Origin of the sequence: Olivibacter ginsenosidimutans (assembly GCF_039542865.1) — a bacterium.
In the GTDB taxonomy this organism is placed as follows: Bacteria; Bacteroidota; Bacteroidia; order Sphingobacteriales; family Sphingobacteriaceae; genus Olivibacter; species Olivibacter ginsenosidimutans.
The window spans coordinates 134741-151370 of record NZ_BAABIQ010000001.1 but is presented as its reverse complement, the minus strand read 5'-3'; the positions used below and the strand labels follow the sequence as shown (position 1 = coordinate 151370).

The 16630-nt window shown below is 46.4% G+C and carries 15 protein-coding genes; 11 read left to right on the top strand and 4 right to left on the bottom strand.

Annotated elements, in window-relative coordinates; all coding sequences use genetic code 11:
• Positions 1-162: 162 nt before the first annotated feature.
• The 5 genes from ABD930_RS00635 to ABD930_RS00615 all read left to right on the top strand — a co-directional run bounded on the left by ABD930_RS00635 (position 163) and on the right by ABD930_RS00615 (position 2682).
• Entirely contained in the window at positions 163-480 is a 318-nt protein-coding gene (locus ABD930_RS00635; RefSeq protein WP_345229735.1) for a helix-turn-helix domain-containing protein, read from the top strand.
• Positions 481-657: 177 nt separating this feature from the next.
• Positions 658-1569: a DUF6266 family protein gene (locus tag ABD930_RS00630; RefSeq protein ID WP_345229734.1), complete on the top strand. Its 912-nt coding sequence runs from the start codon at positions 658-660 to the stop codon at positions 1567-1569.
• A 117-nt stretch (positions 1570-1686) separates the two neighbouring features.
• Positions 1687-1914: a hypothetical protein gene (locus tag ABD930_RS00625; RefSeq protein WP_345229733.1), complete on the top strand. Its 228-nt coding sequence runs from the start codon at positions 1687-1689 to the stop codon at positions 1912-1914.
• A gap of 64 nt (positions 1915-1978) precedes the next feature.
• Complete coding sequence (locus ABD930_RS00620; RefSeq protein WP_345229732.1) at positions 1979-2446, top strand: DUF5675 family protein; 468 nt, start codon at positions 1979-1981, stop codon at positions 2444-2446.
• A 32-nt stretch (positions 2447-2478) separates the two neighbouring features.
• On the top strand, positions 2479-2682 hold the full coding sequence (locus ABD930_RS00615; RefSeq protein WP_345229731.1) for a hypothetical protein: 204 nt from the start codon (positions 2479-2481) through the stop codon (positions 2680-2682).
• A 531-nt stretch (positions 2683-3213) separates the two neighbouring features.
• Here ABD930_RS00615 and ABD930_RS00610 read toward each other — a convergent pair.
• On the bottom strand, positions 3214-3423 hold the full coding sequence (locus ABD930_RS00610; protein WP_345229730.1) for a hypothetical protein: 210 nt from the start codon (positions 3421-3423) through the stop codon (positions 3214-3216).
• 1134 nt (positions 3424-4557) lie between these two features.
• Here ABD930_RS00610 and ABD930_RS00605 point away from each other — a divergent pair.
• Both ABD930_RS00605 and ABD930_RS00600 read left to right on the top strand, forming a co-directional pair.
• Positions 4558-4929: a sialate O-acetylesterase gene (locus ABD930_RS00605; RefSeq protein WP_345229729.1), complete on the top strand. Its 372-nt coding sequence runs from the start codon at positions 4558-4560 to the stop codon at positions 4927-4929.
• A 142-nt stretch (positions 4930-5071) separates the two neighbouring features.
• The gene (locus ABD930_RS00600; protein ID WP_345229728.1) at positions 5072-6001 is read left to right on the top strand and encodes an Rpn family recombination-promoting nuclease/putative transposase; all 930 of its coding nucleotides are present in this window, start codon (positions 5072-5074) and stop codon (positions 5999-6001) included.
• A gap of 12 nt (positions 6002-6013) precedes the next feature.
• Here the strand turns inward: ABD930_RS00600 and ABD930_RS00595 are convergent, their stop codons facing one another.
• Genes ABD930_RS00595 through ABD930_RS00585 form a run of 3 tightly spaced genes read right to left on the bottom strand, consistent with a single transcriptional unit; the run spans position 6014 to position 7701 of the window.
• Entirely contained in the window at positions 6014-6163 is a 150-nt protein-coding gene (locus tag ABD930_RS00595) for a twin-arginine translocation signal domain-containing protein (RefSeq protein ID WP_345229727.1), read from the bottom strand.
• A gap of 18 nt (positions 6164-6181) precedes the next feature.
• Complete coding sequence (locus ABD930_RS00590) at positions 6182-6628, bottom strand: DUF1800 family protein (protein WP_345229761.1); 447 nt, start codon at positions 6626-6628, stop codon at positions 6182-6184.
• A gap of 8 nt (positions 6629-6636) precedes the next feature.
• Positions 6637-7701, bottom strand: a complete 1065-nt coding sequence (locus tag ABD930_RS00585) for a DUF1800 family protein (RefSeq protein ID WP_345229726.1) — start codon at positions 7699-7701, stop codon at positions 6637-6639.
• Between the two features lie 291 nt (positions 7702-7992).
• Here ABD930_RS00585 and ABD930_RS00580 point away from each other — a divergent pair, with 291 nt between their 5' ends.
• The 4 genes from ABD930_RS00580 to ABD930_RS00565 are packed head-to-tail and all read left to right on the top strand — an operon-like array spanning position 7993 to position 16630.
• Positions 7993-8793, top strand: coding sequence for a hypothetical protein (locus ABD930_RS00580; protein WP_345229725.1), 801 nt, complete (start codon positions 7993-7995; stop codon positions 8791-8793).
• Positions 8794-8816: 23 nt separating this feature from the next.
• Positions 8817-9488: a hypothetical protein gene (locus tag ABD930_RS00575; protein ID WP_345229724.1), complete on the top strand. Its 672-nt coding sequence runs from the start codon at positions 8817-8819 to the stop codon at positions 9486-9488.
• A 16-nt stretch (positions 9489-9504) separates the two neighbouring features.
• Positions 9505-13029 (top strand): RHS repeat domain-containing protein, encoded by a 3525-nt coding sequence (locus ABD930_RS00570; RefSeq protein WP_345229723.1) that lies wholly within the window; start codon positions 9505-9507, stop codon positions 13027-13029.
• A gap of 10 nt (positions 13030-13039) precedes the next feature.
• Positions 13040-16630 carry a DUF6443 domain-containing protein gene (locus ABD930_RS00565; RefSeq protein WP_345229722.1) on the top strand — a complete coding sequence of 1197 codons (3591 nt, stop codon included), beginning with the start codon at positions 13040-13042 and terminating at the stop codon, positions 16628-16630.

Here is a 16630-nt window from a genome sequence, read left to right as displayed (position 1 = left end):
AGATTCTTTTTTTAGCCTATAGCATGTATTTTAACGGATTATTAACCCTTCCACAGAGAAGTTAATAAACCTGCTCCTGTTCACGTGATGTAGCAATGGCTGGCTTATTGGGCTCCGACTGATCGTGGTGCCAACACACAGTACGTGAAACAAGATGAACTGATGGTCAGCCTCTTGCAGGCAATTTACGGCCAATTGAAAACCAATTATAACCAACAGGAAGCCCATAAAGAACAAGTGCAGGAACTCTGCCAACTATTGCGTATCTACCTTGAACGTGGAGCAGATCGGCAGGGCGAACTGCCCAGATGGTATTCTAAAGACGAAGCGATGCGCTACCTGCGGATAGAAAAGAGTACCTATTACCGGTGGATTGCTGAAGGGAAGCTCAAGCCCCGTGATAACGGCGGGCAGGATTGCTTCCTGGAAGAAGACTTAGTGCCCGTGCGGGAAAAACGGAAGTACCGCGAGCGGGGTTAGGTAAGGGTATCATTTCCTATTTCCCTTCGGGAGTGTTTCGGTCATCTGCTCATGAAGCATATTACCCGGTCATTACCTGCTACCTACTTGCTTCGAGAATCCTTCGACGGTTTTCCCACTGCCCTTCGACAGCGCTTCGACAAGATAGCGGAGGTTTGTCGAAGCGCTGTCGAACAGGTGTCGAACAACTATGGGAGAGGTGTGGGCGCGGGTAATGGGCGGGTATCCAAAATGGAGCGACAGCAGTGGGAAACTGGAGGGAAAGCTGCGGGCGAGGGGGCTATTACTTTCCCAAAATGTCCCCATCCGTCCGATCTTGCCCCAATTTGTCCCGTTAATTTTTTGGCGAGTATCGGTGTGCGATGTTTGCACCGTAGATACAGGATGATACCGGTTAAAAACTGTGTTTGCTTAACAAATGGTTTAACGTTTAAAATTAACATTATGGCAACGTATGCACAAGGCGTAAATGGCGCCTTCAGGGGAAAAGCAGGTAGTGTGGTAGGCAGTAACTGGCGCAGTATTGGTTATCTACGCGGTCTGGCGCGCTTCAAATCAAAATCGAATTCGCCCAAGCAGGCAGCGCAGCGCGCCCGCTTCGGTATGGCGGTAAGCTTTCTGCGCCCGATGAAAAATGTACTGAACCTAGGTTTTCGTGACAAGAAGAGCAATAAGAGTACGGGCTACAACCAGGGAATGCAGCGCTTCATGAAAAATGCCATCATTGGGGAGTATCCCGATCTGCAAATTAACTACTCGGGGATCGAGGTGAGCAGTGGTGGTTTAGGTAAATTATTGGGCTTATCCGCTTCGTCGAACACGCCAAATACGGTGAGCATGAGCTGGATGGACAACAGTCTGCTAAGTGGTGATACGCATGGTGACGATGAGGTGATCGTACTGCTGTACGATGAAACGGAGGATACCTTTGCGACCTTCAAAAATGTATTGCGACAGGACGAAGCCGCTGAGCTGGAACTCCCAGCGCTATTCTCGGGACATACCATCCACGTATATGCTTTTGCCATGGATCGGGATGGCTTAGATGCCTCCAATAGCCAGTACGCTGGAGAAATTACCTTGGCTTAACGCGTAATGATTGGTGTAGTAGCTTGGCTGCTGCTACACCATTTTTTGCCACGAGATCATCTACAATTAAAATAAAAAATGAGTGTTGAGTATTTAAAAAGTAATAGTAAAGAAAAAATGAATTTATCACATAACACCGAGCTGATGATGCTACTAGGTACAATTATCAGCATTTTACTCTCCATTATCGCCTACTTTTTAAAACAATTGCATAGCAATTTCAGAAAGATGGAGCAAGATATGGGCTTCATGAAGGCCAGCATCCAGTTGATGAAAGCCGAACTAAAATCAAATTACAACTTATTGAGGCAGCGTATGGAGTTTTTGGAAGATAGGAATAGATAAATAGAACACGGACAACGAGACATCTCGCTATTGGATATCGATGTCTTGATACTAAATTAAAAAAATGATCAAACTACTAAGAATCGCCGAAGGGATTAACACGACCCTTGGCCACTTATACATCAACGGGCTTTTTGCCTGCTACATTTTGGAAGATAAAATCCGAACGGAAAAAATTCCGGGAATGACCGCAATTCCGGAGGGAACCTATACGTTGGGGTTGAACGGTATAGCAGCGATGAATGCAAGGTACCACAGTTATTATCCCCAGGTGCATCGGGGCATGGTGGAGGTCCAAGGCATTCCGCATTTTGATCTGGTATTTTTCCATATCGGCAACTACCACACCGACACCAGGGGTTGCCTGCTGACAGGCAGCTATTATCAGCTTATCGATGGTGATTACCGGGTACTGCATTCGGCTGCGGCCTACAAACGGGTCTATCCCTTATTGGCAGTGGCTGCGGAGGAAGGGTGTGCGCTACAAGTTGCCAGTTGTGCGTTGCGCGATGTTGGCTATAGAGACATATAGCCCAAAAGTCTTACTATTAAAAGAATAAGAAAATGAAACAAATAAAAGAAAGAATCCAATCCCCAACCCCAAAGTTCTTTAAAACGATCAGAACCATTGGTTTAGTCTTGGGCGCCATCGGTGGGGCGCTGTTAACCGCTCCTATTGCCTTGCCGACTACGGTCGTAACGATAGGGGGCTATCTGGCTACAGCGGGTGTTGTTGCTTCGGCTGTGGCCACAGCAACGAAAGAATAATGCTTTCCAAGTAAACGGGTGGTCGAAATTCATCATTTTGGCCACCCGCTTTTTTACACTGAAAATTTAATCATCGTTCCGTAGATGTAAGCTCCGGAGAAAAATGTGCAAGCTAACATACTAAGTTTTTTAACAAGAGATTAGATTTCAATAAATATAATGTTTTTTGAATAATTTCTTACCACTAGTGTTAAGTTCTCCATAATGGAAAAAGCGGATTTTTTTTCTTAGGATGTTTGTTGTCTGCGAACGCTAGCATGGTCATGTTTAACCTCTCCCTAATGTTAATACATCATTCCGAATTGCTACAGTGAGATGGTGTTCAGAAAAACAGTTTCTATGTTGTCTTTTACTACAAAGGCTTTCTCGATGCCTTGTAGTTGTTGCTGAACTTTTGTTTTTCCTCCTATTCAAAGGTCATATCATCGATCTGAAAATCGGAAATTGTTGAAGCCCTGACCGTATGTTTTACACGTAGCTGATTGGTTTTGGTTGAAATCTTTTATATTGTAGGCTATTTGTAGCCATAATTCAAAAAGGAACTTTATAATGGGTATAGGATGTGAAACCTAAAAAGGTATTACCCGGTGTTGGCCCATATATGCGGTTTCGCGCTGCGAAGTTATTCATTGTTGGAGAAGTGTGGTGAAATTTTGCGGCTACTTCAATAGTTGGAAAAGCGACATAGGTGGAGCAGTTTTGGCAGGTAACTAAACCAGCGAAAGCATCAACCGGGTCCATTATCTTCTTTCTTTGTCGTATCTTTCACATAAATTTGACGATAAAATCTATCAATTATGAAAAAACTAATTATTTATTGGCTGTAATAGCAATAGTAGGTTAACCTGGATGAAGGTAATTTGATTTTTGGTTCAGGGTATGAGTCGTCTACTAAAATTGTTCAAGAAGCAGCAGCCAGGCATAGATTACACCATTTTTAATTACAAGTCAAAATCGCTTTATTTGAATAAATTAATAAGGAAGGTGTACATGAAGGCTAAACTAAAGAACATACCTCGACATCTGGTTTCAGAACGCATAAATCCTGCTCTCCAGAGGAAATATGGGCGGCAGGCGGAACTACAGCTTTTGGTAAAAAAATGGGGCAGAGCAATAAAAGAATGATAGATGCGCTAAAAAACTCCCGAAATTGAACCTTTTACGGATGAGGAGTGGAAGGCAACGCTGAAAATGTTAAAAGAAAGTAAATAACCTGTATCGCCTAAACCTCCAATGAATTTATTGTTTGATACAAATATCCTTTTGGCTATTGTAAGATCTAAGGATTATGATGGTATTATCAACTTTTTAAATCCTGATAATAGATTGATATATGTGAGTGTAGTCTCTGAGGCGGAAATAGAACCCCACGAAACATGGGTAAGAATGATATCTGGATCGCCTCTCTTGCCGCTCTATTGGGTTTAAAACTTGTTACCACGGACGCAGATTTCGATCACCTTAATAAAGTGTTTTTTGAGGTTGAGAAAACAAAAATGGAAGACTTTATACCATTTCTATAAAAAAGATTTCGATTATTTACGTTCCCCTTACAGGATGGGCTGTAGTTATAATTGAACCCCCACCCAACTACTCCTTTTTTATGACACAAAACAGACCCAACAGCCATAAAGGGTTGCTAACTTGGATTATACATAAAAACCGCAGATTATGATACTTAATTCAATAGCCGAAAACGACTCCCCTACTTGCTTCGTACCTGTTATGGCGATGATATGTCTCGTTGATGGCCGTTTAATGGCCTGTTGACTCGGTAAAAGTTAGAGAGATGAACAAGCCGTGACAAAGGGTATTAAACGGTAATTACAAAAAGAGGGGATATTGATTATTTTTATAGGGTTTATGTAGATTTTTATGAAAAGATATATATTATTCCTATTGCTTCTACCAGCCTTTTTGCAGGTTGCAGCACAGGGCCTTAATCCGAGCGTACGAAAAATAGTACAACCACCAACGGATAAAACCAAATTTCATCTGTTTTTATTGGTGGGCCAATCCAATATGGCTGGCCGTGGATACCCCGAAGCTGTTGATACGATAGCCCATGCCAGCGTGCTGCGGTTAAATCAGGAAAGTGAATGGGAGGAAGCTAAAGATCCACTCCACTTTGATAAACCGGTTGCAGGTGTTGGTCCGGGCTTTGAATTTGGTAAGGCCATGGCCGATGCAGATACCTCGGCAGTTATTGGCTTGATACCCTGTGCTTGCCATTCGGAACCAATATAACAATATAAAAATATACAAGCTAAAAGTTTTTGCTAAAAAAATTAGTTTTATGGTGAATTTTTGTTTATATTGTATTGATTTATGATTTAACCATTAGACTATTATGGCAAAAAAGCGAAATTTTTTAGGCAAGTACGTGGATATGTGTACAGACTTCGGGATGAAGCGCTACTTCGGCCCCGAGGTGGGGAAACAGAATCTGATCAATTTTCTCAACGGTCTCTTCCAGGGAGAGAAAGTAATCGTGGACTTGGACTACCAGCAGACTGAGCGTAACAGGGAGCGGGAACATGACCGGAAGGTCATCTTTGATCTGTACTGTACCTGCGATGACGGCAGCCATATTATTATTGAGATGCAGCAGCTGTCGCAGGAATTCATCAAAGACCGTGCGGTCTATTACACTTCCCGGATAATCAATACCTTGGTGCCGCGCGGTTTTAAAGGGAACACCTACGAACTCCCGGAAGTCTACTTTATCGGGATCCTGGACTTTGTATTGGATATGCCGGGCACTGAAAGATACTATTATGACATCGCTTTGTGTGACAGGGAAAGCGGCGATCAGTTTTACAGCAAGCTGGGTTATAAGTTCTTGGTGCTGCCGAACTTTAACAGGCCGATCATGGCCATCAAAGGGATTATGGATATGTGGCTGTATGTGTTCAGGCATATGAGTGAGCTGGAGGAAATCCCGAAATTTTTGGATAAACGGGTATTTCAGCTTATCTTTGACATAGGTGAGGTCACCAATTTAAATCCGTCGGATATGAATGCGTATGAATTAAGCTTAAAGGATAAGCGCGATGCAGAAGCCATCCGGCTGAGCATTATTAGACAATTGGAGCGTGCTGAGAAAAAGGGACTTGCACAGGGTATGGAAAAAGGTATGGAAAAAGGTATAGAAAAAGGTATAGAAAAAGGTATAGCAAAGGGTATAGCAAAAGAACGTGCCAGGGTTATTGCTGAAAAAAGAGAATTAGCTAAGGAAATGAAGAAAGACGGCCTCCCTATTGCACAAATTGTCAAGTTTACCAAACTTAGTGCAGAAGAAATAGAAAAGCTGAAATAGCTTTTAAAATCGCTACATATAGGATAAGCGTTTTCTGATAAAGGGGCCTGTTTTTTTATCGGCGGCAACCGCCTCGGCAAGGAAAGCAGGGATACCGCCCATTAGGCCTACCCCGAGCATTCCCAGACCACTTGCTTTTAAAAATCCTCTTCTATCGAGCATAACGTTAATTTTTTATGGTTAACGCCGTTGGTATTCCGGCGAACCGATAATAATACCCACTACTTGGGCCAGCATATTTTTTACCAGGGGTGGATCGTCAACTTTTCCCTCTTGTTGTGCCACCCGACGACTTACCTTTTGAGCCAAAGACGGGTCATTAATCATGGGAGTAAGTCTTTCCGTGGTTTTTTCCAGATTTCTGCCGGGCATCATCAGCCTACTGTACGTGTTTAGGGCCGCAACGGTGCTTTCCGGTTCATGGTAACCATTTAGGGCATCTAGATCAACAGCGATACCGGGGATACGTCCTGAGGCGATGGCCAAACCGAAATTCATGCGGTTCAGCAGGGCGCCGGTATTTACCCAGTATTGGGCACGGTCAGGGAAGCCGGTAGGTGCCTGATAGTAATATATTTTTTCGCCCATCTTACTGATCTGTTGATAAAGGGGATAAGGGTCTGCTATTTGGGCGTCTAGGTTGCGAACCGCCCCGACGGCCAGCTCGAAAGGTGATTTGGTTTGGGGCCAAATGGCTTACCTAATACCGTCTTTTTTCCTTTGTCATGCCTAGCAGCGACGAAAAGAAAGTCTCCTTCACGGATATTACCATTCTTGGGGGAATATTGGGCTTTCCCGTTTAGGGGGAAGACGGTCCATCCCGTAAGTACCCGAGCGGCTTCGGTTACGTCTTGCTGACGGTAACCGCCGTCAACCCCAAGCGTGTGCAGCTCCATTACTTCGCGTGCATAGTTTTCGTTAATGCCTTTCGCCCGTTTTTTGGTTTGAGAAAGGACCTTATTTTGATGTGCTGCTGTACTGCTGAAATTGTCGAGGTAAAAGAGCATCGCGGGAGATTTGGCGGTGGCCAGCAACAGGTCACTGAAATTTCCCAGGGCGTTAGGTCGGATCACGTCTCGTTCATAAGCGGGAACAAAGCGAGCACATGAGTTCTTGCTGAGGGATACATTGAAATGGTTGAACCAGAAAGCGGTCATGACTTCCAAGAGTTGGTTATGACTATAGGCTGCCCGGTAGATTCGCTGGTCGATCAGTTGTTTGAAAAGCTCCTGTTGCGGCCGGAGCTGATGGTTTTGCCTATAGCTTTCGAGCTCCTGGCGATGGGCTTTTCGATCGATCGCTCCCGAATCGGCCTTTATGCCCCCATCCTTAATGGCACTTCGCAGCACCTGTCCGGCTGAAGGAAATATTTGAGCTACCTGCTCGTTGCTGAGTTGAAGTGCATCGAGGTTCGCTAGCAAGGTGTTAAGGGTATCTTCGGGCATGTTGGCATCCAATTGCCGCAGAAACCATGTTTCCAGTCCTTCACTGGCGACAGCTTCGACCTCACCTGGTCTTGCTCCGTAGCTGAACCTATCGAGTAAGTGGGCAGCAGCCTGTTCGGCAGTCAGCCCTGCCTGCCGGTAAGGAAACCGGAGGGAGCCTTTTGGTTTTTCCTGCCCTACCGCTAGGTGGCAATTGCCCGTTAGGGCACCAAGAATCAGCAATAGGACAATACTGCTTTTTATGATTGTCTTCATACCACTATTTTCTATATAAACGATGGGTATCTTCTTTTATTAGACAATCGATGAGTAAAAGGTTTAACCAATCAGGGATAGACGAAATATAGACGAATCGATTTTAGCCCATTTTAAGGCCCTGTGAGCAACTTTGCATAAAATATAACCTACGGTTATATCTTTTATAACCACAGGTTATGAAAATTATAACCCAGGGTTATGAAAATTATAACCTTCCGTTAGCAGGTTATTCAATCCCTATGGTTTCTTTTGTAATTATAAAAGTTAAACCTCAGATAACCCAGAAAAATGGAAACATCAACTCTAAAATCGTGTAACTTCAGGCGTAGGATCTTTTTCCTGATCACGTTACTGTTATCGGCCATTGGCGGTGTCCGTGCACAGTCTAATTCCTTTCCGTCTAACGGCGACGCCCTTGTCGGCGGCTTTAATTATTTCACTACCGGTGGCCGGGTATACATGCAGTACCCGGGGAAAGCAGAAAATAACTGGTCCAGAGGGATCATTTCCCAGGGGATACACTGGGATGTAACCAACGGCAATTGGTCGGTAGCGGGTTCAAGCACCACATCCGATTTTAGCCTGTTACGTTTCGAGAATGTGGGTGCCATCGGCTTTTTCAGTAGGAGCTCTACTGGTAGCAGTTACACATTGGATGACAGTCAACTGGAAACGTATCGGCGGATGACTATCCTGACCAATGGCAACGTAGGGATTGGTATCCGTACACCTGCCGAGAAACTGGCCGTAAACGGTACGATCCGTGCCAAAGAGATCAAAGTGGAAGCGGCCAACTGGGCAGACTACGTATTTGAAGAAGGCTATGCCCTGCCCACACTGACCGAGATGGAGAGGTATGTCAGGGAACATCGGCACCTACCCGGTATACCGGATAAAGATGAGGTGGCAGCCAATGGTGTGAACCTTGGAGAGATGAACAGAAAGCTATTGGAGAAGGTGGAGGAGCTGACGCTGCACTTGATAGAAAAGGATAAAGAAGTAAAAGCGCTCCATAACACGCAACAATTATTGGTGCAGAAATATCAACAAATAGAAACTTTATTGAACCAGAATAAACCAAAGCAATGAGAATAATTTATTTACTCGTTATAATGTTCGCAGCATCGAGCATGATGGCGCAGACCAATGTATTTCCAAGCAGCGGAAATGTGGGGATTGGTAGGACCAGCCCAATGGAAACATTGCACGTTAAAGGAAATGTGCGACTAGAAAGGTCGGATGCTGGAACCAATCATTTTTTAATACATGCCACTAGTGGTGGAAATTATATCACCAGTGATGATGGCGGAACGAACCAGAAGAACTTCTATATACGAGTGGCTCCAACCGATAGCAATGCTACCGACAGGCATTTGGTGTTCCAGACTGGAAAAGTGAACGGAGCTTTTCAATCACGCATGATTGTTTTGGGCAACGGTAATGTAGGTATCGGCACCACCAATCCCTCAGCCAAACTGGCCGTGAACGGCAATATCCTGGCCAAGGAGATCAAGGTCAAAACCGATATTACCGTACCGGATTATGTGTTCGAAAAGGATTACCAGTTGCCTTCTTTAACCGAAGTGGAGGCTTATGTTAAGGAACACAAACACCTGCCGGAAATCCCTTCGGCCAGGGAGATAGGTGAGGAAGGATTGGATGTGGCGAAGATGAATTTACTCTTGTTGAAGAAGGTGGAGGAGTTGACGTTGCAGCTGATAGAAAAAAGTAATAAGCTGACAGATATGGAATGCCGGCTCAGAAAGTTGGAAAGTGCTCAATAAACGCAATAAAAAAAATATGAGAGAAATTAAAATTTTAGTATTTCTTGTCTTACTCGTGAGTCTGGTAAAAGGTCAGGATATGCAACCTCTTAACCCAACTCTTAGTCAGGTAATAGGGCCATCACCTAATGCTTCTGCGCTGACAAAATTTGGGAATATCCCTGTTGGCCCTTCGACGGGTATTCCGGAAATAAATATACCAATCTACAGTTACAATAATTCTTCGAACAATTTGCAACTGAGTATATCCCTTGATTATCATGCCGGAGGGGTTAAATTGGAAGAAATAGCATCAAGCGTTGGTTTAGGCTGGGCCCTAAATGCAGGTGGCGTGATCACTAGGGTAGTAAGAGGCATATACGATGAAGAACCGGCGTATGGTTTCCTTAATGATTCCCCGTTACCTAAAGATGAAGATGAAGGCAATTCGCCGTTGGATGTCAGCTTTAGGCCATTCAATAAGATATACGCGGGTGTAAGAGACGGACAGAGTGATATCTTCATTTTTAACTTTTGTGGTAAGTCCGGCAAGTTCATGTTTGGGAAAAATGGAGATTTCCTGATGCTAAAACAAGGAAAATTAAAGGTAACCAAAAAAATCGGCAGGTTAAAGAACCGGGATATGATCACGGAATTTACAATAGTAGACGAAAAGGGTTTTACCTATATTTTTGGTGCACCTGAAGTTACCACAACGCTCGGATCTGTTTGGACAGGCAGCAGTACCTTTTCATCTTCATGGTACCTGACGCAGATTATAGACCCTACCGGAACTAATAAAATAACGCTGCAATATGATGCCTATGGGATTGGTAACTATAGTGTAGGAAGCAGTGAAAGCCGTTTCCAAGCCTTTGCAGGGCCAGCAAAGGAACTGTCGGGATCCAGTTCTTCATCATTTGCCCAGAATATAGAAGCACAGCGTCTCCGGAAGATCAGCTTCCCAAATGGAGTTTCCGCAGATTTTCTTTATGATGAGGCAGAACGGAGCGATCTTCCAGGTGATCGCCTACTCAAAAAAATCACTGTAAAGGATGGGTTCAATAAAATAGGCTATGAGCTGAAACAGGACTATTCGCTGAATCGTGCTACCTTAAAAGAGGTTATTGCTTTATCGGGTATAAACGAGGTGAAGGACCGGCCATATGAAATGTTTTACTATACATCGTATGGTGTTTTTCCGAATAGGAATACCGAGAAGCCGGATCATTGGGGATATTATAAGGGAAAAGGCGTGGGAAGCTGGATTCCGCGGGAAATTTTTCCCTTTGGGATAGGTCTCCAGCAGGTGGAAGGTGGTTCCGTAAGACCGATGTACGAACTGCCCGGCTCCAATAGGAATACAGATCCGAATTATATGAAGACGGGTTCACTTATAAAAATGAATTACCCCACTGGTGGTTACACAACGTTTGATATGGAAGCGAACCAAGCGGTTGACGACTGGCTCAACCAGGAATTTACCATAACCATACCAAATCCTCCATATATTGAACGAAGTGCATCCTGTTATGTAAACAGCTCAGATCCTTATAAGTCGGATTATCGGGATATTACTTATAATGGAGAGAACAATACCGTAACAACGTTTAAGATAACCCTTAGTTCCGGACATCATCCTGATTGCTACGGGAATTGTTCGGTTACCGCAGAATTCTACGATTCCACGAACCCATCAACCATGCATATCATGGCAAGCGGCACGGTTCCTTTCTCTAGCAACGGGGCATCGACTTCTTTTTCCGTGTCAAATTTGATAAAAGGAAAATCCTACCGCATTGTTATGTATGCAAACGGAATGGACAATTTCGCTGCGAATATAGGTATTTCGTGGAGAGAAAAAGGTGAGGAGGGATCTTCAACACAAACGTATAGTAATAAGCAACCTTATGTTGGTGGTTTGCGAGTTGCTGCTATACAAGACTATGATGGAGTGTCGCAGAATCCAGTGCGTTCTCGGGAATTTGAATATACCTTAGATGATGGAAATACTTCTTCTGGCACGCTAGGTGTATATCCCATTTATTCATTTCAGGTGTTTTATGATTACATAGACTGGAACGCCATACCGAATTATATCCATAGTTCACCAAACTATATTATCCGGAACAGTTCCACGAATATCGATCTGATTAATGTCAACGGAAGTCCGGTAACCTATAGCCGGGTAGTGGAAAAAATAACAAACAACGGTATAACCAACGGTAAGATTGTCCGTTATTTTACTTCGTTCGACGAGTATGTGCCCCGTATAAACGCTTTTCCATTTACCCCTGCAGATTATAGTGATTGGCACTATGGCCTACTGAAAGAAGAGCAGCTTTATGACAGCAAGAATACGCTTGTATCAAAAACAGTCAATCAATATGATATGGTGCAGGACGGATATTGGAGAGATGAAAATAGGTATAATAATTTCAGATCCATTTCCGTAGCGCCGGTGGTTTTTTTCGATGCCAACCAGAAAATAAACCCGAGAGGTGAACCAAAGTATTTTGTCATGCGTGAATTTTCTCCGAGAGCAGGGCGTGCCGATCTGGTAAAAAGTACAACGACTACTTACGATGGTGGTTCGGGTGTTACCGTGATAAGGGGCTATGGTTATGATCAAGACAATTACCTCTTGAAGTATGATACCCTAACCAATAGCGCGGGAATCCGGGAGATGAAGCGGTATCAATACGCTTTTGATATGGTTAAAGAAGGGAATGATCCAAATGGTATTTATTCAGGCATGCTAAGTAAGAATATGATCAATTATAAATTACATGAAGTGACTAAGAATAGCTCAAAATCCAATGATCTGTACAGTATAAAGGTGAATTATTTTAAGCCCCTTAGCGCTTCTGATTTTTATGCACCCCAAACTATAACAACCAATAAACTTAATGCCCGTGAAGAGGTAAGGGTGCGTCATCATGCTTATGACAAACAGGGAAATATCTTAACCTCATCGCTAGAAGATGGTACACTAATCAGCTACTTATGGAGCTATAATGGCCAATATCCAGTTGCTGAAGTGAAGAATGCTGGACAGTCGGAGATCGCCTATGCGGGATTTGAGGCTGAGGGGAAGGGGAATTGGAGTTACAGCGGAGCAACGGTTGGGGATGATACAGCACCGGCAGGCAGGAAAGTGTATAGCCTTGGTGGAGGGAATCTGTCTAAGGTGGGTCTGTCAACAGCAAAACGGTATGTGCTGAGCTATTGGGCCAAGAGTGCTACCGCTACTGGTATCAGCGGAGGCACGGCCACGGCACTCGGCAGCCGCAATGGTTGGACACTATACCGACGTACAGTTACGGGAGTTTCAGCAGTAAGCCTGACTGGTTCGGTGTATGTAGATGAGGTGAGGATCTATCCAGAGAGTGCCCAGATAACGACGTACACCTACGATCCGTTGGTAGGCATGACGAGCAGTACGGATGCTTCCGGCCGGACGACGTACTACGAATATGACGGCTTCGGTCGTTTGCAGCAGGTGAAGGACACACAGGGCAAACCGATTTCCAGTTATGACTACCATTACCAGAACCAATAAAGCGAGAGCCATGAAAAGATATAACAAAAACACCGTACAGCGATTGCTTGCATGTATACTGCTGCTGTTCTTCCCGGTAGGGGTATGGGCCCAGCTGGTGCTGAACACACCCACCACAGGTGAGAAGACCGATCCGGTGAGCATCACGCTGAAGCCGGGTTTCAGCACGACGAGCTTCCACGCCTATATCACCAGTCTGTTGCAGCCGGTGGCACTGGGGAGTGCCCCGAGCGCGGACCGGAACTACATCCGCACGCGGACGTACCTGAAGGATGCGGTCTCGGCCTCGCCGCAGACCGATGAGCTCATGGAGGACGTGGCGTACTTTGACGGGCTCGGCAGGCCAGTGCAGAGGGTGGGTACCAAGGCGGGTGCGGCCTACCAGGATATCGTAAGCCAGCAGAGCTACGATGCCTTCGGACGGGAAGACAAGAGCTACCTTCCCTATGCTACATCCACGGCGGGCAACGGGAGCTACAAGGGGGATGCGGTTACGGCACAGGCGTCCTTTTACAACAGCGGTACGGCCAATGGGGTGGTAACGATCCCCAAGCCTTCGGGGAAGAACACGCCTTCCTTCAGCCGCCCGGTGTACGAGGCCAGCCCGTTGAACCGGGTACTGGAGCAGGGTTTTGCAGGTTCGGCGTGGCAGCCGGCAGCGGACGGCTATAGCGGAGGGGGCCACAGCGTGCGCACGGAATATACGACCAATAACAACGAACTGCTGAGTGCGGTGGAGAAGACGCGCAAGGTGATGCTGTACCGGGTGGGCTACGAAAGCAATGGAAGGCCGAAGCTGGAGCTGACGGCCAGCCAGTCGTACGGATCGAACCAGCTGTACGTTACGGTGAGCAGGAACGAGAACTGGGCCGGGGGTACCCCGGGCACCTTTGCCTACCGTCTGAACACGACGGAGGAGTACAAGGACAAGCAGGGGCGTGTGGTACTGAAAAGGACCTTTAATGCCAAGGACGGCAGTACGCAGGAGATGCTGAGCACGTACTATGTGTACGATGATTTCGGGAACCTGTGCTACGTGCTGACCCCTGGGGGCACGCCCGACCGGGCGACGCTGCCCACGGGCACGGCACTGCAGGCCTGGCTGGACCGCTATGCCTACCAGTACCAGTACGATGGAAGGAACCGGATGAAGCGGCGGCACGTTCCGGGCAGGAGCCGATGGGAGAGCTTCAACTATAACCGGATGGACCAATTGATCCTGCATGAAAATGCCAGGGACTCCACGGAAAGCTATAGCGGATTCACAGGCGGGCGCTACCACCATTTCTACAAGTATGATGGGCAGGGCAGGATGATCATGACGGGCTGGGAGCGTGGTCGCACGGCCACACAGGAGGAGATCGAGGGCTATGTCAATGAACCGGGGAGGGCGAACACCCAGTGGGAGGAGCGTTCCACGGCCAGCGGGAACCTGCACGGCTATACGAACGTGAGCATCCCGACGGGCAGTGAGCATTTCGATGTGCTGGAGGTGAACTATTACGACCGTTATGCGGGTATCCCGGACCTGCCATCGAATCTGGACAAATCCTCGGATGCGGCCTATTCGAAGATGACACAGGGGCTTCCGGTGGCCAAGAAGACCAAGGTGCTGGGCACAACAGACACCTACCTGTGGACGGTGTACTACTACGATGAACGGGGCGACAATGTACGCACGCTCAGCCAGCACTACAAGGGCGGTGCTTACAACACGAACAACTATGACGATATTAAGAACGAATACACCTTTACCCATCAGCTGAAGAAGAGCACCCGGGAACACCATGCAGGCAGTGCAACGGCCTCGCTGGTTATCACCACAGAATACAGCTATGACCACCGGGACCGTCCGGTGGATACATGGAAGACAGTGAAGAGTGGCACGGTACAGGGAACCAGGACACTGGTTGCCCGGAACGAATACAACGGCATCGGACAGCTGAAGGCAAAGCAGCTGCACAGTACGGATGGCAATACCTTTGGCCAGCGCATCGCCTATAGCTACAACGAGCGGGGCTGGCTGCGCACGGCAAACGCGGCACTGTTCAGCCAGGAGCTGCGCTATAATACGGGCACACAGCAATACTACAACGGGAACATCGCCTACCAGCTCTACAGCCGGAAGGCCGGAGGCACGGTAACGGTTCGGGACACGTTCAGCTATACTTATGATAACCTGGATCGGTTGCGGACGGCGGCACTGCCGAATAACCGGGCGCGGGAGGGGATGCTGTACGACAAATTGGGGAACCTGGAGGTACTGAACCGTCGGAACCAGTCGGGCACGGAGGTGGATGCGCTGAGCTACACGTACAATGCCAAGGGGCAGCTGTCCTCGGTCACCGATGCCCGCACGGCCAGCGGCACGGGTACCCCGTACCTGCCAGGGGGCACGACGAGCTACAGCTACGATGCCAATGGGAACCAGCTGACGCGGGTGAACAGCGGCAGTGCGGCGACCAACATCACGGCCACGGTGTACAATTACCTGGACCTTCCGCAGCGCATAACGGTGGGAGGGACAACGACAACGTATGTCTACGATGGTACGGGCAGGAAGCTGCGGAGCGTGAACGCGGTTAACGGGGAGGCCCGGGATTATATCGATGGGATTGAGTATGCGGCCGGTACACTGGACTTTGTACAGATGGAGGAGGGACGGTTGGTGAACAAGGGGAGCAACAATTACGGTTATGAATATTTCCTGAAAGACCACCTGGGGAACACCAGGTCGGGATTTGCGGGCACGGCACCGACCATGCCAACCTTTGGTTCGGATTACTATGCCTTCGGGTTGCAGGTACAGCAGAACCTGCTTGCGGATAACCCGAAGAACAGTTACCTTTACAACGGGAAGGAGTTGCAGGACAGGTTAGGCATGTACGATTACGGGGCAAGGTTCTATGACCCGGTAATCGGCAGGTGGGGCAGTGTGGATCCGTTGACGGAGAAATATTATTCGTATTCCCCTTATGGGTATGCTATTAACAATCCGTTATTGTATATTGATGTTGACGGTAGAGATATTTTCATACCAATCACTAAAGGAGATTATTCTTCAAAAGCATTTTCACAATTACAAAGTTTAACATCGGAAAGATTAGTTTTACTAAATACGGGACAAGTAGTTCCCTATTCAAGTATTAACCCTGTTACTGACGTTCTAAATGTTAATGAAATGGGACAGTTGAGCAATACCCCTGTCAATAAAGAATTTGGGACTGAGTTAGTTCAGGGATTGATCAATGCGGATTTCAAAGTTAACATTGTAGATGATGAAGGTTGGGGAAACCATACGACGTCAAATGTAAAAAAAGGCGAAGTAAAAATACTGCATGATGTTAAGGAGAATAAAAGTCTTAAGAATGAAGATGGGACGAAAGGGGCAAAGGCGCAGAGTGCTTTAGGTCACGAACTGATACATGCTAGAAATAGGATGGGGGGTAAATCCGATGATACCAAGGTTAAGGTTAAAGACCCTGATACTGGAGGTAAGGTGAATATGACTAAGGAGGAGATAAATACTCGTATGGATGAGAATAAAATCAGGCAGGAACAATTGGATAAAAATAGGGCTCAACCAGAAAGGATCAATTAA